General features: G+C 70.8%; 18 protein-coding genes. 14 read left to right on the top strand and 4 right to left on the bottom strand.

Annotated features, from left to right (window positions below; genetic code table 11):
• Positions 1-175 precede the first annotated feature (175 nt).
• The 3 genes from lepA to AB0I49_RS28285 all read left to right on the top strand — a co-directional run bounded on the left by lepA (position 176) and on the right by AB0I49_RS28285 (position 5,197).
• Positions 176-2,047: a translation elongation factor 4 gene (gene lepA / locus AB0I49_RS28295; protein WP_363229943.1), complete on the top strand. Its 1,872-nt coding sequence runs from the start codon at positions 176-178 to the stop codon at positions 2,045-2,047.
• Positions 2,048-2,241: 194 nt separating this feature from the next.
• A complete protein-coding gene (locus AB0I49_RS28290) occupies positions 2,242-2,532 on the top strand; it encodes a hypothetical protein (RefSeq protein WP_363229942.1) in 291 nt (96 codons plus the stop codon).
• Positions 2,533-3,307: 775 nt separating this feature from the next.
• A complete protein-coding gene (locus AB0I49_RS28285) occupies positions 3,308-5,197 on the top strand; it encodes an AMP-dependent synthetase/ligase (RefSeq protein ID WP_363229941.1) in 1,890 nt (629 codons plus the stop codon).
• A 123-nt stretch (positions 5,198-5,320) separates the two neighbouring features.
• Here the strand turns inward: AB0I49_RS28285 and AB0I49_RS28280 are convergent, their stop codons facing one another.
• Both AB0I49_RS28280 and AB0I49_RS28275 read right to left on the bottom strand, forming a co-directional pair.
• Positions 5,321-5,923 (bottom strand): response regulator, encoded by a 603-nt coding sequence (locus AB0I49_RS28280; protein ID WP_363229940.1) that lies wholly within the window; start codon positions 5,921-5,923, stop codon positions 5,321-5,323.
• Complete coding sequence (locus tag AB0I49_RS28275) at positions 5,920-9,930, bottom strand: HAMP domain-containing protein (protein ID WP_363229992.1); 4,011 nt, start codon at positions 9,928-9,930, stop codon at positions 5,920-5,922. Before AB0I49_RS28275 ends, AB0I49_RS28280 begins: the two co-directional genes overlap by 4 nt.
• A 449-nt stretch (positions 9,931-10,379) precedes the next feature.
• Here AB0I49_RS28275 and AB0I49_RS28270 point away from each other — a divergent pair, with 449 nt between their 5' ends.
• Positions 10,380-12,257: an ATP-binding SpoIIE family protein phosphatase gene (locus AB0I49_RS28270; protein WP_363229991.1), complete on the top strand. Its 1,878-nt coding sequence runs from the start codon at positions 10,380-10,382 to the stop codon at positions 12,255-12,257.
• A 70-nt stretch (positions 12,258-12,327) separates the two neighbouring features.
• Positions 12,328-13,560, top strand: a complete 1,233-nt coding sequence (hemW, locus tag AB0I49_RS28265) for a radical SAM family heme chaperone HemW (protein ID WP_363229939.1) — start codon at positions 12,328-12,330, stop codon at positions 13,558-13,560.
• Positions 13,561-13,590: 30 nt separating this feature from the next.
• Here hemW and AB0I49_RS28260 read toward each other — a convergent pair whose 3' ends face one another.
• Together AB0I49_RS28260 and AB0I49_RS28255 are read right to left on the bottom strand one after the other, a co-directional pair.
• Positions 13,591-14,409 carry a DUF3097 domain-containing protein gene (locus AB0I49_RS28260; protein WP_363229938.1) on the bottom strand — a complete coding sequence of 273 codons (819 nt, stop codon included), beginning with the start codon at positions 14,407-14,409 and terminating at the stop codon, positions 13,591-13,593.
• 34 nt (positions 14,410-14,443) lie between these two features.
• Complete coding sequence (locus AB0I49_RS28255) at positions 14,444-15,163, bottom strand: MBL fold metallo-hydrolase (protein WP_363229937.1); 720 nt, start codon at positions 15,161-15,163, stop codon at positions 14,444-14,446.
• 400 nt (positions 15,164-15,563) lie between these two features.
• Here AB0I49_RS28255 and hrcA point away from each other — a divergent pair, with 400 nt between their 5' ends.
• The 9 genes from hrcA to AB0I49_RS28210 all read left to right on the top strand — a co-directional run bounded on the left by hrcA (position 15,564) and on the right by AB0I49_RS28210 (position 26,409).
• Positions 15,564-16,580 carry a heat-inducible transcriptional repressor HrcA gene (hrcA, locus tag AB0I49_RS28250; protein ID WP_363229936.1) on the top strand — a complete coding sequence of 339 codons (1,017 nt, stop codon included), beginning with the start codon at positions 15,564-15,566 and terminating at the stop codon, positions 16,578-16,580.
• Positions 16,581-17,720 carry a molecular chaperone DnaJ gene (gene dnaJ, locus AB0I49_RS28245; protein WP_363229935.1) on the top strand — a complete coding sequence of 380 codons (1,140 nt, stop codon included), beginning with the start codon at positions 16,581-16,583 and terminating at the stop codon, positions 17,718-17,720.
• A 255-nt stretch (positions 17,721-17,975) separates the two neighbouring features.
• Positions 17,976-19,142 (top strand): nitronate monooxygenase, encoded by a 1,167-nt coding sequence (locus AB0I49_RS28240; RefSeq protein WP_363229933.1) that lies wholly within the window; start codon positions 17,976-17,978, stop codon positions 19,140-19,142.
• Positions 19,139-19,882 (top strand): 16S rRNA (uracil(1498)-N(3))-methyltransferase, encoded by a 744-nt coding sequence (locus tag AB0I49_RS28235; RefSeq protein ID WP_363229932.1) that lies wholly within the window; start codon positions 19,139-19,141, stop codon positions 19,880-19,882. Before AB0I49_RS28240 ends, AB0I49_RS28235 begins: the two co-directional genes overlap by 4 nt.
• A 117-nt stretch (positions 19,883-19,999) precedes the next feature.
• Entirely contained in the window at positions 20,000-20,353 is a 354-nt protein-coding gene (locus AB0I49_RS28230; protein WP_363229931.1) for a hypothetical protein, read from the top strand.
• On the top strand, positions 20,350-24,669 hold the full coding sequence (locus tag AB0I49_RS28225; RefSeq protein ID WP_363229930.1) for a DUF6531 domain-containing protein: 4,320 nt from the start codon (positions 20,350-20,352) through the stop codon (positions 24,667-24,669). Before AB0I49_RS28230 ends, AB0I49_RS28225 begins: the two co-directional genes overlap by 4 nt.
• Entirely contained in the window at positions 24,666-25,139 is a 474-nt protein-coding gene (locus tag AB0I49_RS28220) for a hypothetical protein (RefSeq protein WP_363229929.1), read from the top strand. The genes AB0I49_RS28225 and AB0I49_RS28220 overlap by 4 nt, the downstream gene beginning before the upstream one ends.
• 321 nt (positions 25,140-25,460) lie before the next feature.
• A complete protein-coding gene (locus AB0I49_RS28215; RefSeq protein WP_363229928.1) occupies positions 25,461-25,943 on the top strand; it encodes a hypothetical protein in 483 nt (160 codons plus the stop codon).
• Positions 25,944-26,049: 106 nt separating this feature from the next.
• The gene (locus tag AB0I49_RS28210) at positions 26,050-26,409 is read left to right on the top strand and encodes a histidine triad nucleotide-binding protein (RefSeq protein ID WP_363229927.1); all 360 of its coding nucleotides are present in this window, start codon (positions 26,050-26,052) and stop codon (positions 26,407-26,409) included.
• Positions 26,410-26,417 lie beyond the last annotated feature (8 nt).

Genomic DNA, 26,417 nt, shown 5'->3' with positions numbered 1-26,417 from the left:
ATGAGTGCCTCGCCGCAGAGGGCACGAGGCACGGTGGACCAGGCTACCAGCAGGCTCTCCGGCCTCCCAAACCGGACCGCGGCCGCCGCTCATGGGACGATGGTGGGGTATGCCCGAGCCCCGCCTAGCCGCGCCCAGCCGCGCTAGCCGCGTTCAATCACCGAATGGACCCTGCGTGCCCGCGACCCCTTCGAACGTGCCGGAGCCGAGCCGTACCGACCCGGCTCTCATCCGTAACTTCTGCATCATCGCGCACATCGACCATGGAAAGTCGACGCTCGCCGACCGGATGCTCCAGCTGACCGGAGTGGTCGACCAGCGGCAGATGCGCGCGCAGTACCTCGACCGCATGGACATCGAGCGTGAGCGCGGCATCACGATCAAGTCCCAGGCGGTCCGGCTGCCCTGGGCGCCCACGGAGGGCGCGGAGCAGGGCGTCTCCCACGTCCTCAACATGATCGACACCCCGGGCCACGTCGACTTCACCTACGAGGTCTCCCGCTCGCTCGCCGCGTGCGAGGGCTGCATCCTCCTCGTCGACGCCGCCCAGGGGATCGAGGCGCAGACCCTCGCCAACCTGTATCTGGCGATGGAGCACGACCTCACGATCATCCCGGTCCTCAACAAGATCGACCTGCCCGCCGCCCAGCCCGAGAAGTTCGCCGCCGAGCTGGCCCACCTCATCGGCTGCGACCCGTCCGACGTGCTCAAGGTCTCCGCCAAGACCGGCGAGGGCGTCGACGCGCTGCTCGACAAGGTCGTCGCCGAGGTCCCGGCCCCGGTCGGCGTCGCGAACGCCCCGGCCCGCGCGATGATCTTCGACTCGGTGTACGACTCGTACCGCGGCGTGGTCACGTACGTCAGGGTCGTCGACGGCCAGCTCAACAAGCGCGAGCGGATCCGGATGATGTCCACCGGGGCCGCCCACGAGCTGCTGGAGATCGGCGTCTCCTCGCCCGAGATGAAGGCCGCCGACGGCATCGGCGTCGGCGAGGTCGGCTACATCATCACCGGCGTGAAGGACGTGCGGCAGTCCAAGGTCGGCGACACGATCACCTCCCTCAACAAGGGCGCCGAGAAGCCGCTCGGCGGCTACAAGGACCCGAAGCCGATGGTGTTCTCGGGCCTGTACCCGCTGGACGGCTCGGACTACCCGGAGCTGCGCGAGGCCCTCGACAAGCTCCAGCTCAACGACGCCGCGCTGGTCTACGAGCCGGAGACGTCCGCCGCGCTCGGCTTCGGCTTCCGCGTCGGCTTCCTCGGCCTGCTGCACCTGGATGTGATCCGGGAGCGGCTGGAGCGCGAGTTCGGCCTCGACCTGATCGCCACCGCCCCCAACGTGGTCTACCGCGTGATCATGGAGGACGGGACCGAGCACACGGTCACCAACCCGAGCGAGTTCCCCGAGGGCAAGATCGCCGAGGTGCACGAGCCGGTCGTCCGCGCGACCGTGCTGGCCCCGAGCGAGTTCATCGGCGCGATCATGGAGCTCTGCCAGGCCCGCCGCGGCTCGCTGCTCGGCATGGACTACCTCTCCGAGGACCGCGTCGAGCTGCGCTACACCCTCCCGCTCGCCGAGATCGTCTTCGACTTCTTCGACCAGCTGAAGTCCAAGACCCGCGGCTACGCCTCGCTCGACTACGAGCCCACCGGCGAGCAGCAGGCGCAGCTCGTCAAGGTCGACATCCTGCTGCACGGCGACAAGGTCGACGCGTTCTCCGCGGTCACCCACAAGGACAAGGCGTACGCGTACGGGGTGCGGCTGGTCGCCAAGTTGCGCGAGCTCATCCCGCGGCAGAACTTCGAGGTGCCCATCCAGGCAGCCATCGGCAGCCGCGTCATCGCCCGTGAGACGGTGCGCGCGATCCGCAAGGACGTGCTCGCCAAGTGCTACGGCGGTGACATCTCCCGTAAGCGGAAGCTGCTGGAGAAGCAGAAGGAGGGCAAGAAGCGGATGAAGATGGTCGGCAACGTGGAGGTGCCGCAGGAGGCGTTCATCGCGGTGCTCTCCACGGACTCCGACGGTTCGGACTCCAAGAAGAAGTGACGCCCGGCGGGGACGGCCCCGCCGCCGCACAGGGCGCCCATCCCGGTACGACCGGGGCGGGCGCCCTGTGCGGCATTCGGGTGGTCGTACGGGCGCGTGGCGCAACCAGGGCCCCGCGCGGGTTTCCGATCGGCGCGCGGCCCCGTTACGGATACCGACAGCGACACCCGTCGCTGCGGAAAGGGAATCCGACAGTGAAGTACACGAAGGCCGCCGCGGTCGTTGCCGGTTCGCTGATGGCGCTCGGCGCCGCCGCGCCCGCGTTCGCCGACGGCGGCACCGAGGCGAACGCCGGGCCCGGCCAGGCCACGGCGGGGCCGCTGCAGGACGTCGACGTCAAGGGGCTCGTCGGGGCGGTCGACGAGCTGGGCAGCGCGTTCGACCGCACGCAGGGCACCAAGGGCGCCGAAGGCGCCGCTCGACCGGCCTCCAAGAACCCGACCATGATCGGCGGCCTGCCGATCGCCGCACCGCTGGGCGGCTGACGCCGCCGCGTCCGAGCCGACGGGCCGCGGGCCGACAGCCCGTCCCCCGGCCCGTACGGACGGCCCCTGCCTCCAACCCGTGACCCCGGGCTCGTACGGGCGGGCTCGTACCTCCAACCCGTGACCCCGGCTCGTACGGACGGCCCGTACCCCAACCCGTGACCCCCGGCTCGTACGGGCGGTGGCCGCACCTCGGGCGTGGGCCCCGGCCCGTACGTACGGCCCCTGCCCCCGACCCGCGACCCCGGCCCGTACGTACGGCCCCTGCCCCCGACCCGCGACCCCGGCTCGTACGGACGGCTCGTGCCCCGACCCGCGACCCCGGCCCGTACGGACGGCTCGTGCCCCCGACCCGTGCCCCCCGGCTCGTACGGACGGCCCGTACCCCCGACCCGTGACCCCGACCCGTACGGACGGCCCGTACCCCCAACCCGTAGACGGCCGTGCCGTGCGCCCGTACCCCGTCCGTACCGGCCGCGTGCCCCTGGGCTGGATCGGTGGTCGGTGTCGGCGGGCGTGGGTGTGGCTTGTATCCCATGGTCCGCGGCTGTGGTCCGGGCTTTCGGTCGTACCCCCGCCCCGTAGCCCCGACCGGGGTGGCAGCCCTCGGACCGTTCGGGCGAGGGGGTGCATGTATGGGGCATTTAACGCATCGGCAACCGGTTCAACTGGAGTCCCGCAGCCTCTTACATGGCGGCGGCATCACATCTAGTCTGATCACTGCTCGAAGGTTACTCGCGAGTCACCAGCAATGAGGCGGGCCCCGGAGGATGCCGTGACCGATACACAGGCTTTGATCGAGAACCGGCCACCATCCGTGGCGAACCTCTTCCTGGAGCGCGTCGAGGCGACGCCGGACGCCGAGGCGTACCGCTACCCCGTGCCCTCCGCCTCCGGCGAGGGCCCCGACGACTGGGCCTCGCTCAGCTGGCAGCAGGCGTCCCAGCGGGTCTTCGCCATCGCCGCCGGACTGCTCGACCTCGGCGTGCGGCCCGAAGAGCGCGTCGCGCTCGCCTCCAACACCCGCGTCGAGTGGATACTCGCCGACCTCGGCGTGCTCTGCGCGGGGGCAGCGACCACCACGGTCTACTCCTCCACCAACACCGAGGAGACGGCCTTCATCCTCTCCGACTCGGACAGCAAGGTGCTGATCGCCGAGGACGCGGCCCAGCTCGCCAAGGTCCGCGCGTGCCGCGCCGAGCTGCCCGCCCTCGCGCATGTCGTCGTCATCGAGGAGGCGGACGCGGTGGCCGCCGAGGGCGACCCGGAGGGCTGGGTGCTCTCCCTCGCCGAGCTGGAGCGGCGCGGCGGCGCGTATCTGGAGAAGACCCCCGACGCCGTACGCGACCGGGTGCACGCCCTGGAGCGGGACCAGCTCGCCACGCTCATCTACACCTCCGGCACCACCGGCCGCCCCAAGGGCGTCCGGCTGCCGCACGACTGCTGGGCGTACATGGCGCGCGCCATCCAGGCCACGGAGCTGGTCGCCGCGGACGACGTGCAGTACCTGTGGCTGCCGCTCGCGCACGTCTTCGGGAAGGTGCTCACCGCGGGGCAGATCAGCGTCGGCCACATCACCGCCGTGGACGGCCGGGTCGACAAGATCATCGAGAATCTGCCGGTGGTCCAGCCCACCTATATGGCCGCCGTGCCGAGAATCTTCGAGAAGGTCTACAACGGGGTCGTCGCCAAGGCGCGGGCCGGCGGCAGCGCCAAGTACAAGATCTTCCAGTGGGCGGCCGAGGTCGCCCGCGAGTACGCGAAGGCGTCGCAGGACAACTTCCGCCACACCGGCAGCGCCTCGGTGTCCTTCGGCCTCGCGGCCAAGCACAAGGTCGCCGACGCCCTCGTCTACGCCAAGCTCCGCGAGGCGTTCGGCGGCCGGCTGCGCGCCTGCATCTCCGGCTCGGCCGCGCTCGCCCCCGACATCGGGTTCTTCTTCGCCGGCGCCGGCATCCACATCCTGGAGGGCTACGGACTCACGGAGACCAGCGCCGCGAGCTTCGTCAACCCCGGCGAGGCGTACCGCACCGGCACCGTCGGCAAGCCGCTGCCCGGCACCGAGGTCCGGATCGCCGACGACGGCGAGATCCTGCTGCGCGGCCCCGGCATCATGCAGGGCTACCACGGGCTGCCCGAGAAGACCGCCGAAGTCCTCGAATCCGACGGCTGGTTCCACACCGGCGACATCGGCGAGCTGTCGGCCGACGGCTATCTGCGGATCACCGACCGCAAGAAGGACCTGATCAAGACCTCGGGCGGCAAGTACATCGCGCCCGCGGAGGTCGAGGGCCAGTTCAAGGCGGTGTGTCCGTTCGTCTCCAACATCCTGGTGCACGGCGCCGACCGCAATTACTGCACCGCGCTCATTTCCCTCGACGAGCCCACCATCATGGACTGGGCCAAGGAGCACGGCCTGGGGGGCCGGTCGTATCCGGAGGTGGTCGCGGCCGGTGAGACCGAGCAGCTGATCGACGGGTATGTGAAGCGGCTCAACGAAGGTCTCCAGCGCTGGCAGACGATCAAGAAGTTCCGGCTGCTCCCGCGCGACCTGGACGTCGAGCACGGCGAGCTGACGCCGAGCCTCAAGCTCAAGCGCCCGGTCGTGGAGCGGCAGTTCAAGGACCTCATCGAGGACATGTACGCGGGCACGCGGGAGGCGTAGCCGCGCGGATGGGGGCTCGGGGGCGCGTACGGGCGTACGGACGCTCGTACGGGTGCGGAAGCGCGCGCGGGCGGCGCACCGGGGCGGCGACCCGCCCCCGGACCGCCCCGGCGCACCCCTTGCTCATCCCCGCCGGCCGCGCAGGTCCCGCAGGGCCGCCTCCATGGCCGTGACCCGCTGCCGCAGCTCCTCCGCGTCGGCCAGCTCCCCGCGCGCCAGTTCCCGCTCGACCCCGGAGAGCCGCTCCAGCATTGTGTCGATGCGCGCCTGATCGCGCAGCAGCAACTGCTGCAACTGCCGGTTCTTGCGGTACAGATCGAGGAAGACGGTGACCTTGGCGCGCAGCACCCACGGGTCGAACGGCTTGGTGAGGTAGTCGGCCGCGCCGGTGGCGTAACCCCGGAAGGCATAGCCGGAGTTGGAGTCCGTGCCGGTCAGGAAGATGATCGGCACGTCCTTCGTCTGATCGAGCCGCTTGATGTTGGCGGCGGTCTCGAAGCCGTCCATGCCGGGCATCAGCACATCGAGGAGCACGACGGCGAACTCCTGGCGCAGCAGCGCCTTCATCGCCTCCTCCCCGGACCGGGCGCGCACCAGCGGCTCGCCCAGGGAGGTCAGCACGGCCTCCAGGGCGGCGAGATTGTCGTCCATGTCGTCTACGAGGAGGATGCTCGCCCGGTCGGCGGCCCCGGGGGCCTCGGGGGTCGCGGTGGAGCCAGGGCTCATGAGGGCCTCGCGGTGTTCTCGGCCGACTCTGCGGTCGGTGCGGGGGCGTCGGGGTCCAGCAGTCGGAGCGCGACGGTGAGCAGGTGGTCCACGTCCACCGGCTTGGTGACGTAGTCCGAGGCGCCGACGGCGATGGACTTCTCGCGGTCACCGGGCATGGCCTTGGCGGTGAGGGCGATGATCGGCAGTTCGGCGAAGCGCGGGGTGCGGCGGATGGCGTCGATCGTCTCGTAGCCGTCGAGCTCCGGCATCATGATGTCCATCAGCACCAGCGCGACATCCGGGTTGATCTCCAGCTGCTCGATGCCCTCCCGCCCGTTCTCCGCGTAGACCACGGGCATGCCCACCCGGCTCAGTACATGGGTGAGGGCGAAGACGTTGCGGATGTCGTCGTCGATGATCAGCACCCGGTTGCCGTCCAGGACCTCGCCGGCCCGGCCGGTCCGCCACTCGTCGAGCCGGGTCGCGGTGGGCCAGTTCAGCTCCTCCGGGGCGTCGTGGCCCTCCTGGACCCGGTGCAGACGCGGGCGCGCGGCGAGGCCCGGGGCGTCGGCGTCGGGGTCCGCCGGGTGGCCGGGCCAGACGGGCGGCACGTACAGGGTGAAGGTCGAGCCCTTGCCGGGCTCGCTCTCCGCGGCGATGCGCCCGCCGAGCAGCCCGGCGATCTCGCGGCTGATGGAGAGGCCGAGGCCGGTGCCGCCGTACTTGCGGTTGGTGGTGCCGTCGGCCTGCTGGAACGCTTCGAAGACGGCGGAGAGCTTGTCGGCGGGGATGCCGATGCCGGTGTCGCTGACGGCGAAGCCGATCTGGTCCTCGCCGCCCTCCTCGGCCGCTGCTCGCTCCACGCGCAGCACGATCTTCCCGGTCGCGGTGAACTTGATGGCGTTGGAGAGCAGGTTGCGCAGGATCTGCTGGAGCCGCTGCTCGTCCGAGAACATCTCCCGCGGTACGTCCTCGCCGACCGTGACCTCGAAGGCGAGCCCCCGGTCGATGGTGACGGGCCGGAAGGTGGCGTGCACATAGTCGAGGATCTTTATCAGCGGCAGCTTCTTGGGGCGTACGTCCATCCGGCCGGCCTCGATCTTCGACAGGTCGAGGATGTCGTTGATCAGCTGGAGCAGGTCGGAGCCGGAGCGGTGGATGGTCGTGGCGAACTGCACCTCCTGGTCGGAGAGGCGCCCGTCCGGGTTGTCGGAGAGCAGCCGGGCCAGGATGAGCAGCGAGTTGAGCGGCGTCCGCAGCTCGTGCGACATGTTCGCCAGGAACTCTGACTTGTACTGCGAGGAGGTGGCCAGCAGCGCCGCCTTCTCCTCCAGCTCCGCGTTGGAACGCTGCAGCTGGGCCTGCTGGCCCTGGAGTTCGTCCGAGCGCTCCTGGAGCTGCTGCGCGAGGCGCTGGGACTCGCTCAGCAGCGACTCGGTGCGGGAGTTGGCGATGATGGTGTTGATCGCGACGCCGATGGTGGTGACGAACTGGTCGAAGAACGCCAGGTGAACATCGGAGAAGTGGGAGAAGGAGGCCAGTTCGATGACGCCCAGTAACTGGTCCTCGAAGAGGATCGGGATGATGACGACGCTGGCCGGGGCGGCTTCCCCCAGCCCTGAATTGATCTTGATGTAGCCGGGCGGCGCCTCCTCCACCAGGATGCGCTTCTTCTCCAGCGCCGCCTGCCGCACCAGCCCGTGGCCGGGCATCCCCGGCGTGTCCACCGTGGCGCCCTGCGCGGAGCCGTAGCCCGCGATGAACGCCAGGCCGCGGGCGCTCGCCTCCGCCGCGTCGGCCGCGCCCTCGTCCGGCTCGGCGAGGAAGAACGCCCCGTACTGCGCGTTCACCAGCGGGGTCAGCTCGCGCAGGATCAGATCCGCGACCTCCATCAGATCCCGGTGCCCCTGCATCAGACCGGCCAGCCGGGCCAGGTTCGACTCCAGCCAGTCCTTGGCGCGGGTCGTCTCGCGGAGGTTGGCCACCATCAGATTGATGTTGTTCTTGAGCTCGGCGACCTCGCCCTGGGTCTCCACCGTGATCGAGCGCGACATGTCCCCCTGGGCCACGGCGCTGGCGACCTCCGCGATGGCGCGGACCTGCGTGGTGAGGTTCGACGCCAGCTCGTTGACGTTCGTCGTGAGCCGCTTCCACGTGCCGTACACGCCCTCGACGCGCGCCTGGCCGCCGAGGTGGCCCTCCGTGCCGACCTCGCGGGCGACGCGGGTGACCTCGGCGGAGAACGAGGAGAGCGTGTCGACCATCGTGTTGATGGCCGTCTTCAGCTCCAGGATCTCGCCGCGCGCGTCCACATCGATCTTCTTCGACAGGTCGCCGTTGGCGACGGCCGTGGTGACCTGGGCGATGTTGCGGACCTGCGAAGTGAGGTTGTCCGCCATGAAGTTGACGTTGTCGGTGAGGTCCTTCCAGACGCCGGAGACGCCCCGCACCTGGGCCCGGCCGCCGAGGTTGCCGTCCGTGCCGACCTCGCGGGCCACGCGGGTCACCTCGTCCGCGAACGCCCGCAGCTGGTCGACCATCGTGTTGATGGTGTCCTTCAGCTCCAGGATCTCGCCGCGCGCGTCCACGGTGATCTTCTTCGACAGGTCCCCGTCCGCCACCGACGTCGTGACCTGCGCGATGTTGCGGACCTGCGAGGTCAGGTTGGAGGCCATGAAGTTGACGTTGTCGGTGAGGTCCTTCCAGACCCCGGAGACGCCCCGCACCTGCGCCTGGCCGCCGAGGTTGCCCTCGGTGCCGACCTCGCGGGCGACGCGGGTGACCTCGTCGGCGAACGCGGAGAGCTGGTCCACCATCGTGTTGATCGTCGACTTCAGCTCCAGGATCTCGCCCTTCGCCTCCACGGTGATCGTCTTGCCGAGGTCGCCCTGCGCCACCGCCGTCGCCACCTGGGCGATGTTGCGGACCTGCGAAGTGAGGTTGTCCGCCATGAAGTTGACGTTGTCGGTGAGGTCCTTCCAGACGCCGGAGACCCCTCGCACCTGGGCCCGGCCGCCGAGTCTGCCGTCCGTGCCGACCTCGCGGGCGACGCGGGTGACCTCGTCGGCGAACGCGGAGAGCTGGTCCACCATCGTGTTCACGGTGGACTTGAGCTGGAGGATCTCGCCCTGCGCGTCCACCGTGATCTTCTGCGACAGGTCGCCGTTGGCGACGGCCGTGGTGACCTGGGCGATGTTGCGGACCTGGGACGTCAGGTTGGAGGCCATGAAGTTGACGTTGTCGGTGAGGTCCTTCCAGACGCCGGACACCCCTCGCACCTGCGCCCGGCCGCCCAACTGGCCCTCGGTGCCCACCTCGCGGGCCACGCGGGTGACCTCGTCGGCGAACGCGGAGAGCTGGTCCACCATCGTGTTCACCGTCAGCTTGAGCTCCAGCAGCTCGCCGGTCGCCTCGATCGTGACCTGCCGCGTCAGATCGCCGCGCGCCACCGCCGTCGTCACCACCGCGATGTCCCGGACCTGCGCGGTCAGCCGCGCGGCCATCGTGTTGACCGCCTCGGTCACATCCCGCCAACTCCCCGACAGACCGGCCACCTTGGCCCGGCCGCCGAGCCGTCCCTCGGTGCCCACCTCGCGGGCCACCCGCGTCACCTCGCCGGTGAACAGCGACAGCTGGTCCACCATCTTGTTGACCGCGCGGCCCAGCCGCCGCAGGTCGCCGCGGAGCGGCCGGTTGCCGTCGTGCAGGTCCACGCGCTGCGTGAGGTCGCCGCCCGCGACCGCGTCCAGCACCCGCGTGGCGTTCGCGGCCGGGGTGACGAGGGCGTCGATGAGGGTGTTCGTCGCCTGCACGCTCATCGCCCAGTGGCCCTGCCCCGGACTCGGCTCCACCCGCTCGTCCAGCCGGCCCTGCCGCACCACTTCCCTGCGCACCCGCGTCAGTTCGTCCGAGAAGTGTTCATTACGAGCCACCACCTGGTTGAACGCGACGGCCAGTTCCGCCAGCACGCCGGTCTGCGCGCCGGACATCCGGACCCGGAAGTCGCCGTCGCTCAACGCGGTCAGCGCGCTGAGCAGCGGCCGCAGCTCGGCGGCTCGTACCCACTGGCCCTGCGTGTCCCCCGCGGCGATGACTGCCCCCGGAACAGCGGTTTCTCCACTCATGGCGACCCACTTACGTAACTCGGTGCATATGAGCGCGGTCAGTCTGTCACTCTGTCGGTGTCGGAAACGGCACTATGCCGGAACTGGTCAGGAGCTACCCGGTGGGTACATCATCTTCTGTTCAATGGGGTGCGGCGGAGCCGCACGGGGTCCCCTCGCACACCGTTCCCGGACACGTCGAGACGGCTGGATCCAGCCAGGCCGAGCCCGTACCGAACGGGCCCGTCCCGGACGCGCCCGCACCGCACGAGGCCGTCCTGAACGGGCCCGTCCCGAACGAGCCCGGCCGCGGCAGGACCGGCCCGGAGGACCCCCTCCCCGGTGACCCCGGCCCGCCCGCCGCCGCCCGTATCGCGCCCACGGCCCGTACGCGCCTGCCCGGCAACTCCCTCGCGCCCCTGGCCGGCCGCCAGTTCGTACGGGCCGCCGTCGCCGAGTGGACCGCGCTCGCCCTCCCCGCGGCGCGCGGGATCACCGACCGGCTCACCGAGGACGCCGTCCTGCTGGTGAGCGAGCTGGTGACCAACGCGGTGGTGCACGCGGGCACCTCCGTCGAGCTGCGCTGCGCCCTCGACGGAGGCGGCGGCGACGGACGGCTGTCCTCCCTCTGCGTCGAGGTCACGGACTACCACCCGGCCCGCGTGCTGCGGGCCCGGCCGCCGTGCGACATCGACGACGAACTGCCGCGCACCGGCCACGGCCTGCGGCTGGTCGCCGAGTGCGCCGAATCCTGGGGCACGACGTACCACCGCACGAGCAAGACCGTCTGGTTCCGGTTGCCCGTCGTGCCCGGCGCCCAGCGGCCGCCCGAGGCCGCCACCGCCGGCGACCAGGCGCTCCTGCGCGACCTGCGCGTCGCCGAGATCCTCGCCCCCGCCCCGCGCCGCGCGGGCGACAGCCCCGCCGACCCCGACTGGATCAACCACGGCGCGCTCTCCTTCCTCGCCGAGGCGTCCGACCTGCTCGCCGGGCAGTTCGACGAGGACATGGTGGCCTCCCTCGCGGCCCAGCTCCTCGTGCCCCGGCTCGCCGACTGGTGCGCGGTCTGGCTCGACACCGACGGCCATGTGCCGCGCCTGTCCCGCGTCTGGCACACCAGCGAAAGCCGCATCGAAACCCTGCGGCTCACCCTGGAGAAGGACCCGCCCCGGCCGCCCGCCGCCGCCCTCGGCAGCGCCGTCTCCTGGCCCTGGCCCGGCGAACCCGGCGCCTACGGACCCGGCGGCACCGCCCTCGCTTGCCGGCTCGTCGCCGGGGGCCGCGGCGTCGGAACGATACTGCTCGGCCGGGCCGGACTGACCCGCACCCCCGACGAAGTCGTCGGCCTCATCGAGGACTTCGCGCGCCGCGTCGCGCTCGCCCTCGCCTCCGCCCGGCAGTACACGCGGCAGCTCACCACCAGCCAGGTCCTCCAGCGCGGACTGCTGCCCCGCAGCCTCGCCGACATCCCCGGCGTCGAGCGCGCCATCGTGTACGAGCCGCGCGGCGACACCTGCGCGGGCGGCGACTTCTACGACGTCTTCGCGGGCGGCGAGGGCCGCTGGTGCTTCGCCCTCGGCGACGTCTGCGGCAGCGGCCCGGAGGCCGCCGTGGTCACCGGCCTCGTACGGCCGTGGATGCGGCTGCTGGCGAAGGAGGGGTACGGCGTCGGCGAGGTGCTCGACCGGCTCAACCGGATGCTCGGCGAGGACGCGGTCGAGGGGGCCGTCGGCGCCGTGGCGGCCGTGGCGACCGCGACGGAGACCGGCGCCGCGGGGCCGGTCGAGCCGCCGGACGACGGCGGCCCGGACAGCGGCGCGCCCCGCTTCCTGTCCCTGGTCTACGGCGAGCTGGCCCCGCTGGGACCCGGCCTCGGCGTCCGCTGCACGCTCGCCAGCGCCGGCCACCCGCTCCCCCTGCTGCTCCGCCCCGACGGAACGGTCCGCCCCGCCGCCTTCTCGCAGATGCTGCTCGGGGTGATGGAGGAGGACGCCGGCTACGTCAGCGAAACCTTCGACCTCGCCCCCGGGGACACGCTGCTGTGCGTGACGGACGGGGTGACCGAGCACCGGCGCGGGTCCGAGCTGCCGGAGCTGTTCGACGACCACGACGGGCTGACGACGGTGCTGGAGGGGTGCGCGGGGCTGAGCGCGGGCGGCGTCGCCGAGCGCATCCGGCGGGCCGTCCACGATTTCGGGACGACGCCGCCGGACGACGACCTGGCGCTGCTGGTGCTGCGGGCCCGGTAGCGGGGGACGGGCTCGGCGCCGCCCGCTGCCGGACAGCGGGCGGCGGCGCCGATGCCGGACAATGGAGCCCATGCCTTCCGTACTGCCCGATGGTGAGCCCGTGCCCGACGACGGGGCGCTGCCCCCGCACGCCCTGACCGAGGCGGCGGACCGGCCGCTGGGCTTCTATCTGCACGTGCCGTACTGCGCCACGCGGTGCGGCTACTGCGACTTCAACACCTACACGGCCAGTGAGCTGCGCGGCTCCGGCGGCGCCCTGGCCTCGCGCGACAACTACGCCGAGACGCTGGCGCAGGAGATCCGCCTCGCCCGGCAGGTGCTGGGCGACGACCCCCGCCCCGCGGCGACCGTCTTCGTCGGCGGCGGCACCCCCACCCTGCTGCCCGCCGCGGACCTGGTGCGCATGCTCGCCGCGATCCGCGACGAGTTCGGCCTCGCGGACGGCGCGGAGATCACCACCGAGGCCAACCCGGAGTCCGTGACCCCGGCCTACCTGGCGGAGCTGCGGGCCGGCGGCTTCACGCGCGTCTCGTTCGGAATGCAAAGCGCGCGGCAGCACGTACTGAAGATCCTCGACCGTACGCACACGCCCGGCCGGCCCGAGGCGTGCGTGGCCGAGGCGCGCGCGGCCGGGTTCGACCACGTGAACCTGGACCTGATCTACGGCACGCCGGGGGAGAGCGACGCGGACTGGAAGGCATCCCTGGAGGCCGCGATCGGGGCCGGCCCGGACCACGTCTCCGCGTACGCGCTGATCGTCGAGGAGGGCACCCAACTCGCCCGCCGCATCCGCCGCGGCGAGGTCCCGATGACCGACGACGACGTGCACGCGGACCGCTACCTGATGACGGAGGAGGCGCTGTCGGCCGCCGGATTCAGCTGGTACGAGGTCTCCAACTGGGCCACCACGGAGGCCGGCCGCTGCCGCCACAACGAGCTGTACTGGCGCGGCGCGGACTGGTGGGGCGCGGGCCCCGGGGCCCACAGCCACGTGGGCGGCGTGCGGTGGTGGAACGCCAAGCACCCGGGCGCGTACGCCCAGGCGCTCGGCGACGGCCGCTCGCCCGGCGCGGGCCGCGAGCTCCTGTCGGCGGAGGACCGCCGCGTGGAGCGCATCCTGCTGGAACTGCGGCTCGCCGACGGCTGCCCCATGGACCTCCTCGCCCCGGCCGGGGCCCGCGCCGCCGCCCGCGCGCTCGCGGACGGGCTGCTGGAGCCCGGCCCGTACGAGCGCGGCCGGGCGGTGCTCACGCTGCGCGGGCGGCTGCTGGCGGACGCCGTGGTGCGGGACCTGGTCGATTAGCGGGAGGGCTCGACGGGCGCCCCGGCCCGTTCACCCCGTGACGAAGTCGATCAACTCCTCGACGCGGCCCAGCAGCGCCGGCTCCACGTCCTTGTAGCTGCGCACCCGGCTGAGGATGTGCTGCCACGCGGCGCCCGTGTTCTCCGGCCAGCCCAGCGACCGGCAGACGCCCTTCTTCCAGTCCTGGCCGTGCGGGACCGACGGCCAGCCCGCGATGCCGACGGAGGCCGGCTTCACGGCCTCCCACACGTCGATATAGGGGTGGCCGACCACGAGAACGTTCGCATCCGTTACCTCGGCCGCGATGCGGGACTCCTTGGAGCCCGGCACCAGGTGGTCGACGAGCACGCCGAGCCGGGCATCCGGCGCGGGGGCGAAGTCGCGGACGATGGACGGAAGATCGTCGATCCCCTCCAGGTACTCGACGACGACGCCCTCGATGCGCAGGTCGTCGCCCCAGACGCGTTCGACCAGCTCCGCGTCGTGGCGGCCCTCGACGTAGATGCGGCCCGCGCGGGCCACCCGCGCCCGCGCGCCGGGGACGGCCACCGACCCGGAGGCGGTACGGGCCGGGCCCCGCGCGGCCTGCTGCCGCGGCCGTACGAGCGTGACGACGCGGCCCTCCAGCAGGAACCCGCGCGGCTCCATCGGGAAGACCCGGTGCTTGCCGAACCGGTCCTCCAGCGTCACCGTCGGCCCCTGGGCCGTCTTCTCGCACCGGATCACCGCGCCGCAGAAGCCCGTCCCGACCTCCTCGACGACGAGGTCGGGGTCGGCCGGCACCTCGGGGGCGGGCGCGGTCTTCTTCCACGGGGGCGTCAGGTCGGGGCCGTACTCTCTGCTGCGCATCCGCCAGACGATAGAAAACGGGACGGGGCGCGCGTCACGACACGCCGAAGCGGGCCGCCAGAGCGTCGCGTTGATCACGGACGAAACGGGCGTCCACCACGCGTCCGTGACCGGGCACGTACACCGCGTCATCGCCGCCGAGCGCCAGCAGCCGGTCGAGCGCGGCCGGCCACAGCCGGGGCAGGGCGTCCGGCCCGGCCTGCGGTTCGCCGGACTCCTCGACCAGATCGCCGCAGAAGACGATCTCCGGCGGGCCCGTCACGCACACCGCCAGGTCGTGCGCGGTGTGCCCCGGGCCGACGTTGGCGAGCAGCGCCTGCCGCCCGCCGAGGTCGAGGGCCAGCTCGCCGGTGACGGTGTGATGCGGGCGTACGAGCAGATCGGCGGCCTCCGCGGCGGCGGAGGGGTCCACTCCGTGCCGTACCGCGTCCTGCCGCAGCGCGTCCTTCGCGCCCGCGAGGTGATCGTCGAGCCCGACCGCGCCGTACACCTGCACCCCGGCGAACGCCGCCGTCCCCAGCACATGATCGAAGTGCGGATGCGTCAGAGCGATATGCGTCACGGGACGGCCGAAGAGCCGCCGCACCTCGCGGCGGATGTCCGCGCCCTCCAGCAGCGTCGACCCGGTGTCGACGACCAGCACGCCCGTATCGCCGAGCACGGCCCCCACCGTGCAGTCCCAGCCCGGCAGCCTGCGCCGCACGACCCCCGGCGCGAGCGTTTCCCAGTGCGCCTCTTCCCAACGGCTCTCCATACCCAGACGCTAGACCCTGTCGGCAAACTCCCGTCTGCCCCGCGACGCCTGGCACGCACTCTCGCCGCGTTGTCGGGATCATCCCGGTACGCCCAGTACAGGGATGACCCTCCGCCTTGCGAGAGCACGCACCAGACTCCCCCAGCTACCGCTGGGAGGTGCCCCCTGCGGGGCCCGCCTCCGGCGGACGACGGGAGTTTGCCGACAGGGTCTGGCGAGAGCGCGATACGGTTGCCCGTCGGACCCGTCCCGCCGACGGGCCCGCCCTTGCCCTGGTCGTGGCACCCGGCCGTACACTGGCTGAGAGTGGCTGGCACTCGTGACCATGGAGTGCCAAGTGGGCGCCGAGTGAGAGACAGGGGAAAGTCCCCGGTGGACGGCTGGACGGGAGGTGTGCGCGATGCTGAACGAACGCAGGCTTGAAGTGCTGCGCGCCATCGTCCAGGACTATGTGGGCACGGAGGAGCCGGTCGGCTCCAAGGCGCTCACGGAGCGGCATCAGCTGGGCGTATCCCCGGCCACGGTGCGCAACGACATGGCGGCGCTCGAGGACGAGGGCTTCATCGCCCAGCCCCACACGAGCGCGGGCCGCATCCCGACCGACAAGGGATACCGGCTCTTCGTGGACAAGCTGGCGGGCGTCAAGCCGCTGTCGACGCCGGAGCGGCGGGCCATCCAGAACTTCATGGACGGCGCCGTCGACCTCGACGACGTGGTGGGGCGCACGGTCCGGCTGCTCGCGCAGCTGACCCGGCAGGTCGCCGTCGTGCAGTACCCGTCGCTGACGCGTTCCACCGTGCGCCATGTGGAGTTGCTCTCGCTGGCCCCGGCCCGCGTCATGCTCGTGCTGATCACGGACACCGGGCGGGTCGAACAGCGTATGGTCGACTGCCCGTCGCCGGTGGGCGAGGCGGCGCTCGCGGATCTGCGGGCGCGGCTCAACAGCCGGGTGGTGGGACGCCGGTTCGCGGATGTGCCGCAGCTGGTGCAGGACCTCCCGGAGTCCTTCGAGGCGGAGGACAGAGGAACCGTTTCGACGGTGCTGGCGACTCTGCTGGAGACCCTGGTCGAGGAGACCGAGGAGCGGCTGATGATCGGCGGCACCTCCAACCTGACTCGATTCGGGCATGATTTCCCGTTGGTGATCCGGCCGGTGCTGGAGGCGCTGGAGGAGCAGGTCGTGCTCCTCAAGCTGCTGGGCGAGGCCAAGGATTCCGGCATGACCGTACGCATCGGGCATGAGAATGCTCATGAAGGGCTGACGTCCACATCGGTGGTCGCCGTCGGCTACGGTTCGGGCGACGAGGCAGTCGCCAAACTCGGCGTGGTCGGACCGACCCGCATGGACTACCCCGGAACGATGGGAGCGGTACGCGCAGTGGCACGTTACGTCGGACAGATCCTGGCGGAGTCGTAAGTGGCCACGGACTACTACGCGGTCCTCGGCGTACGACGGGACGCCTCGCAGGACGAGATCAAGAAGGCTTTCCGGAGACTGGCGCGCGAGCTTCACCCGGATGTGAACCCGGATCCGAAGACCCAGGAGCGGTTCAAGGAGATCAACGCCGCTTACGAGGTGCTGTCGGACCCGCAGAAGAAGCAGGTCTACGACCTCGGCGGCGACCCGCTCTCGCAGTCCGCGGGCGGCGCCGGCGGAGCCGGCGGCTTCGGCGCGGGCTTCGGCAACTTCTCCGACATCATGGACGCCTTCTTCGGGCAGTCGTCGCAGCGTGGCCCGCGGTCGCGCACCCGACGCGGCCAGGACGCCATGATCCGGCTCGACATCGACCTGGACGAGGCCGCGTTCGGCACCACGAAGGACATCCAGGTCGATACGGCGATCGTCTGCGCGACCTGCAGCGGCGAGGGTGCGGCCCCCGGCACGTCCGCGCAGACCTGCGACATGTGCCGCGGCCGCGGCGAGGTCTCGCAGGTCACCCGGTCCTTCCTCGGCCAGGTCATGACCTCGCGGCCGTGCCCGCAGTGCCAGGGCTTCGGCACCGTGGTGCCGACCCCGTGCCCGGAGTGCGCGGGCGACGGGCGCGTACGGTCCCGCCGTACGCTCACGGTCAAGATCCCGGCAGGCGTCGACAAGGGCACCCGCATCCAGCTCGCGGGCGAGGGCGAGGTCGGCCCCGGCGGCGGCCCGGCCGGCGACCTGTACGTGGAGATCCACGAGAACCCGCACCCGGTCTTCCAGCGGCGCGGCGACGATCTGCACTGCACGGTCACCATCCCGATGACCGCGGCCTCCCTCGGCACGAAGGTGCCGCTGGAGACGCTCGACGGGATGGAGGAGGTCGACATCCGGCCCGGCACCCAGTCCGGCCAGTCGATCCCGCTGCACCAGCGCGGCGTCACGCATCTGCGGGGCGGCGGGCGCGGCGACCTCATCGTGCACGTCGAGGTGCTGACGCCCAGCAAGCTGGACCCGCAGCAGGAGGATCTGCTGCGCCAGCTCGCGAAGCTGCGGGGCGAGGAGCGGCCGACGGGCGAGTTCAAGCCGGGGCAGCAGGGGCTGTTCTCGCGGTTGAAGGACGCTTTCAACGGCCGGTAGGCCGGGTGGAATGTCAGCTCAGCGGCCGTCAGGGGATCATCATCGCCTGACGGCCGTCGGCCGTGGTGGCCGGGCGCGGACCGCACGCGGCACGGGCGCTGGCCTACACGGCGGATGCGCCGTCGCCGGGCAGCGGGTGGGCAGCAGATGGGCAGTATTCGGGCCATATCCAGGCCCTGGCCGGGCAGTGGTCGGGCCATGGCGGGCAAACCCGCCGATGACGAATCATCGTGGAGGGCGTGACACTATGTGGTCATGCCCTGTGCTCTGACCGATCTTTACCGATACCCGATCGTGCAGGCCCCCATGGCGGGCGGCGCTTCCACTCCCGCGCTGGCCGCCGCCGTGAGCGAAGCGGGCGGGCTCGGCTTCCTCGCCGCCGGCTACAAGACGCCGGAAGCGATGTACGAGGAGATCAAGCAGATCCGCAGTCTGACCGACCGGCCCTTCGGCGTGAACCTCTTCATGCCGCAGCCCTCCGTGGCGGACCCGGCGGCGGTCGAGGTCTACCGCGAGCAGCTGGCGGGCGAGGCCGCGTGGTACGAGACGCCGCTCGGCGACACGGACTGCGGCACGGACGACGCGTACGACGCCAAGCTCGCGATCCTCGCCGACGACCCGGTGCCGGCCGTCTCCTTCACGTTCGGCTGCCCCTCGCGCGCGGTCTTCGAGACCTTCGCCAGGGTCGGTACGGCGACGGTCGTCACCGCGACCTCGGCCGCCGAGGCGCAGGCCGCGCAGTGGTCGGGGGCCGACGCCGTCTGCGTCCAGGGCATCGAGGCCGGCGGCCACCAGAGCACCCACCGCGACGACCCGCACGCCGACGGTACGGGCGCGGGGTTCGGGCTCCTCGCGCTGATCACCCAGGTCCAGGAGACCGTGCAGATACCGGTGATCGCGGCGGGCGGCCTGATGCGCGGCGCCCAGATCGCCTCGGTGCTGGCCGCGGGCGCGGTCGCGGCCCAGCTCGGGACGGCCTTCATGGTCTGTCCGGAGTCCGGCGCGCACACGCTCCACAAGCGGGCGCTGACCGACCCCGTGTTCGTACGCACCGAGCTCACCCGCGCCTTCTCGGGCCGCCCGGCCCGCGGCCTGGTCAACCGCTTCATGCGCGAACACGGCCCGTACGCGCCGGCGGCCTACCCGCAGCTCCACTTCCTCACCTCGGGCCTGCGCAAGGCCGCGGCGAAGGCGGGCGACCCGCAGGGCATGGCCCTGTGGGCGGGCCAGGGCCACCGCCTGGCGCGGGAACTGCCGGCGGGCCAGCTGGTGGAGGTGCTGGTGGCCGAACTGGAGTCGGCGCGGGGGGCGTTGGCGGAGGGGTCGGTGGCCGGGGCGGGCGGTTCGAGCGGGCGGCACGCGTCGCACGGGTCGGGGCACGGGGTACGGGCGGCACACCGTTCGCAGGGAGAGGTCGTATGACGGCGCCGGTGTTCCTGGCGGACTCGCTGGCGGGTACGGAGGCGGGCTCCGTGGTCGCGCTCACGGGCCCTGAGGGGCGGCACGCGGTCTCGGTCCGCCGCCTGCGGGCGGGTGAGGAGGTCACCCTTACGGATGGCGAGGGCGTGGGCGCGTACGGCACGGTGGCGGCCGTGGAGGGCAAGGACCGCCTGGAGGTGTCCGTGACGGAGGTCCGTACGGAACCGCCCGCGCAGCCCCGTATCACCGTCGTCCAGGCCCTCCCCAAGGGCGACCGCGGGGAACTGGCGGTGGAGACGATGACGGAGACGGGCGTGGACGCCATCGTCCCGTGGGCGGCGTCGCGCTGCGTCACGCAGTGGAAGGGCGACCGCGGCCTCAAGGCCCTGGGCAAGTGGCGCGCCACGGCCCGCGAGGCGGGCAAGCAGTCGCGCCGCCTGCGGTTCCCGCAGGTGTCCGACCTCATGACGACACGTCAGGTGGCGGCCCTCCTCGCGGACGCCCCCTTCACCGCGGTCCTCCATGAGGAGGGCAGCACCCCCCTGGCCATCACCCCGCTCCCGCGGACCGGCGACATCATCCTGATCGTCGGCCCCGAAGGCGGCGTCTCCCCGGACGAACTGGCCGCTTTCGCCGAAGCGGGCGCGAAACCGTACCGCCTGGGCCCGAGCGTGCTCCGCACCTCCACGGCCGGCACGGCGGCGACGGCCCTGCTGCTGGGCCGGACGGGCCGCTGGGGCTGACGGCTCGTTTGCTGAGCCGTTCCTTTGCTCGGGCATTGCGGTGCTTTGGCCGAGCCGTGGTCTCCCGCTTCCTAGGGTGAGTCTTTGCTCGGGGGCAGGCGGCGGGGGAGGCGTGCGGTGGGTGACGGGCACGACAGCGGCAAGGTTCTGGACATCAAGACGGCGGACGTGAAGTCGGCGGCGCCGGTCTTCAAGCGGCAGGGCAAGGAGCTGAGTTCCGCGCTGTCCGAACTGATCAACACCTTGGACGGGCTGGGGGAGCCGTGGGGTGAGGACGCGAAGAAATTCGGGACGGAATACCTCGCCAACGCCCGCTCGATGGAGAGCTCGGCGGGCATTCTGGTGCTGGGGCTCGTCAGCGTCCATGAGGCGCTGAGCGATATGGCGGACGGCCACGTCGACAATGACGAGGCGATCGCGGGCATCTTCACCAGGACGAAGGCAGCCGGGCCGGGCAAGGGCGGCGAGTGAGCGCCGCGGAGAAGGCCAAGGGGATTCTCGAACACCTGGGTCTGCACTGGCCGGACGGGGATCCGGGGAAACTGCGGGAGGCGGCCAAGGCGTGGCGGACCTTCGCCGGTCGTGTCGACGATGTGCATACGCCGGTGCACCACGCGGCGTCTTCCCTCATCCACAACAACAAGGGCGAGGCGATCGACGCCTTCGAGGTCTTCTGGTCGCGCTATGCCAAGGACGGCGGCGCGGGGTGGCTGCACGACCTCGCCAAGGCGTCCCGCGATATGGCCGACGGCCTGGACGAGCTCGCCCGTCGGATCGATGACGCCCGGCACAAGTTGTGGACGTCGATCGAGGCCAGCGCCGCGGTCATCGTGGCGGGGGCCGCGGCGACGTGGTTCACCGCGGGGCTGTCGGACATCCCCGCGGCGCTGGCCGTAGAGGGGATTCTCGGGCTCGGCAGCGAACTCGAACTGGCTCTCGTGACGGCCGCGGAGGAGATCGCCGCGAACGCCCTGGCGGGCGCGGCCATCGGCGGCGTGGAGACGGTCGCGCTCGATCTGGCCGTCGCGCAGCCGGTCAAGATACTCCGAGGCGATCAGAGCGGTATCAGCCTGGCGGAGATCAACGACGCGGCGAACAGCGGAATGCTCTACGGCGGCGTTTTCGGCGGCGGCGCGGCGGGCCTCTCCAGAATGCCGCTCAACGGAGAGCTGTTCCGCTTGCCGCAGCCGATCGGCAAGGGCGTCGAACTGCTGCGCCGGAATGTGATCAAGCTCGGGCAGGCGTGCCGCCGGGGCAAGGACATGCCGTGTGTCGGGGAGCCCATCGATGTCGCGTCGGGCGACATGCTGATGATGCAGACCGATCTCGAATTGCCCGCCGACTTGCCGCTGGTTTTCGAGCGGACGCACCTGTCGTCGTATCGGGCGGGGGTGTGTTTCGGTCCGGCGTGGGCCTCGACGCTGGACGAGCGTATTCAGCTCGACGCGCAGGGCGTGGTATTCGCCGCCGCAGACGGAATGCGACTGGTATATCCGGTGCCGCGGCCCCGGGAACCGGTGCTGCCGGTGAAGGGCGCGCGCTGGCCGCTGGAGTGGGACGGGCGGCCGGACGGGACCGTGACCATCACGGATCCCGGTACGGGGGTCGTCCGCACCTTCGGCCATTCCCGGCCGACCGCCGAACCGGGCACGGTGGAACTGCCGTTGGAGAGCCGGCGTGACCGCAATGGCGCGCGTATGGACGTGGAGCGCACGGCCGAGGGCGTTCCGACCGGGATCCGCCACAGCGGCGGCTACTACCTGGCCGTCGATACGCAGGGGCCGCGGATCACCGCGCTGCGGCTGCTGGAGGAGGCGCCGTCGCGCTACGAGCGGGGGCCGCGCGGCGTCGGCAGCGGCGGCACGGCGGTGGTGCGCTACGGCTATGACGCCGCGGGCAATCTGGCCGAGGTCGTCAACTCCAGCGGCAAGCCGTTGCGGTTCACGTACGACGAGGCCGGGCGGGTCACCTCCTGGACCGACCGGAACGGAACGTCGTTCGCATACGTCTACGACGGCCGGGGCCGGGTGGTGCGTACGGAGGGGAGCGACGGAGTCCTCTCGGGTTCGCTCGCCTACGACGACGAGGCGCACACGACGGTGTACACCGATTCGCTGGGCCGTCGTACCGCATACCGGTACAACACCGACGGCCAGGTGGTCGCGGAGACCGACCCGCTGGGCCATGTCACCCGCACCGAGTGGAACGACCGGGGCGACCTTCGCACCGCCGTGACGGACCCGTTGGGCCGCACGACGCGCTACGCCCACGACGATGTCGGGAACCTGACCGAAGTGGTCCTGCCGGACGGCTCGGCCGGACGCGCCGCGTACAACGGACTCGGCCGGCCGGTGGAGGTCGTCGAGCCGGGCGGCGCGGTGTGGCGGCACACGTACGACGAGCGCGGGAACCTCACGCTCACCGCCGACCCCATGGGCGCGGAGACGCACTACGCGTACGACGCCGCAGGCCACTTGATCGCGGTCACGGACCCGCTCGGTCACACCCGCCGCGTGACCGTCGACGCGGCAGGACTCCCCGCGGCCGTCACCGACGCCCTGGGCCGCACGACCACCGTCCGCCGTGACGCCTTCGGCCGTGTCGTCGAGACGACCGACCCCCTGGGGCACACGACGCGGATGCAGTGGACGACGGAGGGCAAACCCCGCCTGCGGGAACTGCCGGACGGGGCGCGGGAGACCTGGGAGTGGGACGGGGAGGGCAACCTCCTCACCTATACGGACGCGGCGGGGAACATCACGCGCCAGACGCCCACGCATTTCGACGTCCCGGCGACGCGCACGGACCCGGACGGCGCGGTGTACGCCTTCGCGTACGACACGGAGCTGCGGCTGACGGAGGTCACGAACCCGCAGGGGCTGACCTGGAGCTATGAGTACGACCCGGCGGGCCGCCTGGCATCGGAGACGGACTTCGACGGCCGGACGCTGACGTACGAGCATGACGCGGCGGGCGGTCTGGCCGCGCGGACGAACGGTGCGGGGGAGGCGCTGCGGTTCACGCGGGATGTGCTGGGCCGGATCGTGGAGCAGCGCGACGGTGACGATGACGAGGTCACGACGTACGCGTATGACGCCGCGGGTGCTTTGACGGGGGCGACGAACGCGGACGCGGCACTGGTCATCGAGCGGGACGCGCTGGGGCGTGTGCTGACGGAATCGGTGAACGGCCGCACGACGAGGTACGCCTACGACGCGCTGGGCCGCCGTACGCGTCGGGTGACGCCGACCGGCTTGTCGTCGGAATGGACGTACGACGAGGAAGGACGCCCGGTCGAACTGCGTTCGGAAGCAGGGACGTTGACTTTCGCGTACGACGCTGCGGGGAGGGAAACGGAACGCTCTCTGGCGGGCGGGTCGATTCTGCGGCAGACCTGGGACAACAACGACCGCCTGACCGCACAGTCAGTCCGCGCCACGCAAGCGGACGGCTTGCTGCAACACCGCGCCTATGCCTACCGCCCGGACGGCAACCTCACCGAAATCCGCGAATTGACCTCGGGTACCCGTCGCTTCGACCTGGACCATATGGGGCGGGTATCGGGGGTGAACGCCCATGGCTGGACGGAGCGTTACGCCTATGATTGCGCCGGCAACCTGACACGCGCTGAGGCCCCGGCACACGAGAACCCGGGCGCGCGGGTTTTCGACGGCACCCTGATCCGCAAGGCAGGCAGAACAACCTACGAACACGACGCGCAGGGCCGCCTGACCCGAAAGCGCAGCAGACTCCTCAACGGCCGGATACGGACGTGGACGTACAGGTGGAACGCGGAAGACCGCCTGACGAGCGCGACAACCCCGTCCGGCGAAACCTGGGCCTATGCCTATGACCCCTTGGGCCGCCGAATATCCAAGCAGCGCTTGACGGAAACGGGGGAGGTGGCGGAGGAGACGGCCTTCACCTGGGACGGTTCGCGCTTGGCGGAGCAGCTGACGCCCGCCGGGCGGGCGACAACCTGGGACTACGCCCCGGACACCCACCGTCCTGTGACCCAAACGGACCATCGTCCGCCGAGCCGTGCGGCGGGCGAGTCGCTGATCACGAAGTACGCGGAACTATCGGACCCGTCCGAGGGCGCCCACTTCCACGCGGTCGTCACCGACCTGGTCGGCACCCCGACGGAGTTGATCACCCCTGCCGGGGAAATAGTCTGGCAGCACCGCACCACCCTCTGGGGCACGCGTTTCCCCGCCCCGACAGACCCTGCTCCCGCAGCGTGCCCACTCCGCTACCCCGGCCAATACGCAGACCCGGAAACCGGCCTCAACTACAACTACTTCCGTCACTACGACCCTGAAACAGCGCGCTACGCCAGTCCTGACCCCTTGGGGCTCGAACCTGCGGACAATCACTATACGTATGTGCGCGCTCCTCTTTCTTCGCTGGACCCGCTTGGGCTTTCGCCCTGCAATTTCAGTGTCGATGATCTTTACAAGGAAGCAACGGATATAAAGAAGGGGCAGTTGTCGCCCGCCGGAAGGGCTTTGCAGAAGCATGGCGACCCGAGTCCGGGGAACATCGCCAAGCGCGGCCAGGCCCATGTGGATAAATATAATTTTGGTAAGCTCACGAATAGTGAGCGTACCGCGGTCGCGAATGAAATGATCCATGACATCTTGACGGACCCCAGTGTTGTGGAGTCGGTCAACACGTCGGCCTCATCCCACTATGGTGGGATCACCCGTGATTTTCGGGTCAAGGGTGGCTGGGGCGCTCGATGGAGCTGGCGCAACGGCAAGATGACGTTTGAAGGTTTTCTGTGACGGGTGAGCAGATGGGCAGTCGGTTGCGGTATCGCGTTGAAGACTTCGTGTTCGATGGTTCCTTGCGCGACGTCTGTATCCTCGATGCGGAAATTGGCGACTGGCAGCGAGTTTTCGACTCGCTGGAGTCTGCAGGGTGGGAGGTGTCATTTTCTTGGACGCTTCTCGAAGCCTCCGACCGGGGGCTTCCCTCCGCCAGGGAGGTATTCGAACGTTTGGAGGGTGAACCAGAAGAGTCGGCTTCGCTCGCTGTCCAGGTGGGGAGCGTTTGGTTCACTTCGTATTTCTTTGAAGTGGATGAGATCGAATTCACGTTCGACCCTTCGGATGTGGTGGATTTTGAAGCGTTCACTCAACTTGAAAAGTTCATTTGCAGGCTTGGTGACTCTACGGGTAAGCGAGTTGTGGTGACGATGGAAGGGAGTGACCACGCTGCGATGCCGTCGCTGCTTGAGTATGTTCCTGTATGACTAAAGACAAGCGCGGTTTGTCATGTCCAGCGATCCAGGATTTGACCTCGGAATGCATCCCAGGGTCAATGAGTTTCCTCTGTAGTGATCAACAGCCGACCGTTGTCTTCAGTCAGGCGGAGCCGGACGGCCGGTCCTGAGGGGCGGCGCCCGCGCCAAGGGTATGAGGTCGCGCCCCTTCAGGAGTGGCCGATGAAGCTCTGGTACCGCTGGCGCCGTGGTGGGAGTCTGTCCTCTATGGGGGTATTCAGGTGGTTACGGGGTCGGAGGGTGTTGTGGGGGATCGGGGTGGTGGGGGTGGTTGGGGTTGGAGTGGGGGCGTTGGTGGGGTGTGAGCCGACCGCGGGTGGGCTCAGCACCATCAGTGTCTCCGTCACCACCGATCAGCTCGCCACCCGCGCGCTGGAGCGCAACCACGTCACCGTGCAGTGGCTCGCCTGTTCCGGGCAGGTCGAGGGGACGGGGAAGAAGGGCGAGGGGTCCCCGCCGCCGGTGACCGCCGTCGGCGTCGACTGCCAGGGGCAGACCCGGGACGGGAAGAAGATCATCGTCTACGGGCGTGTGACCGGCATCAGCGGTGACTCCTGCGTCCGCGGCAACCTCACCGCCAAGGTCGGCGGCCGCACCGTCTTCACCTCCACCGTGCTCGGCTCCTGCGCCGGGGACGCCTCCGCCACCCCGCCCGAGCCCGGCCGGACCGGTCGGACTGATCAGCCCGGTCCGTCGAGTCAGCCCGGTCAGCCCAGCTGGTCCCCGCAGCCCTGGCCCTCCGACAGCTGCTCCACCACCCTCCCCGGGAAGTGACGCCCGTCCCGCCTCACCGATCATCGGGCCGTCGGTCCCGGCCGGTAGCATCCCGTTCGTACGCGCGAACCTGCGCGCGTCCACACGACTCGGGAGGAGCCCACCGGTGGCGGGAGAAGCGCAGGCCGACTGCCTGTTCTGCAAGATCGCGGCGAAGGAGGTGCCGGCGACCGTCGTGCGGGAGAGCGAGAGCACCGTGGCGTTCCGGGACATCAACCCGCAGGCGCCCACGCACGTCCTGGTGATCCCCAAGGCGCACTACCCCGACGCCGCCTCGCTCGCCGCCGCCGAACCGGCCATCGCCGCCGACGTGCTGCGCGAGGCCGGGGAGATCGCGCGGGAGGAGAAGGTCGACGGGACCGGGTACCGGATCATCTTCAACACCGGCGCCGGCGCGGGGCAGACCGTCTTCCACGCGCACGCCCACGTGCTCGGCGGGCGCGGCCTCAACTGGCCCCCCGGATAGCCGGGAGC

The sequence above is a fragment of the Streptomyces sp. NPDC050617 genome, assembly GCF_040654795.1.
Classification (GTDB): domain Bacteria; phylum Actinomycetota; class Actinomycetes; order Streptomycetales; family Streptomycetaceae; genus Streptomyces.
This window is presented reverse-complemented; position numbering and strand designations above follow the sequence as displayed.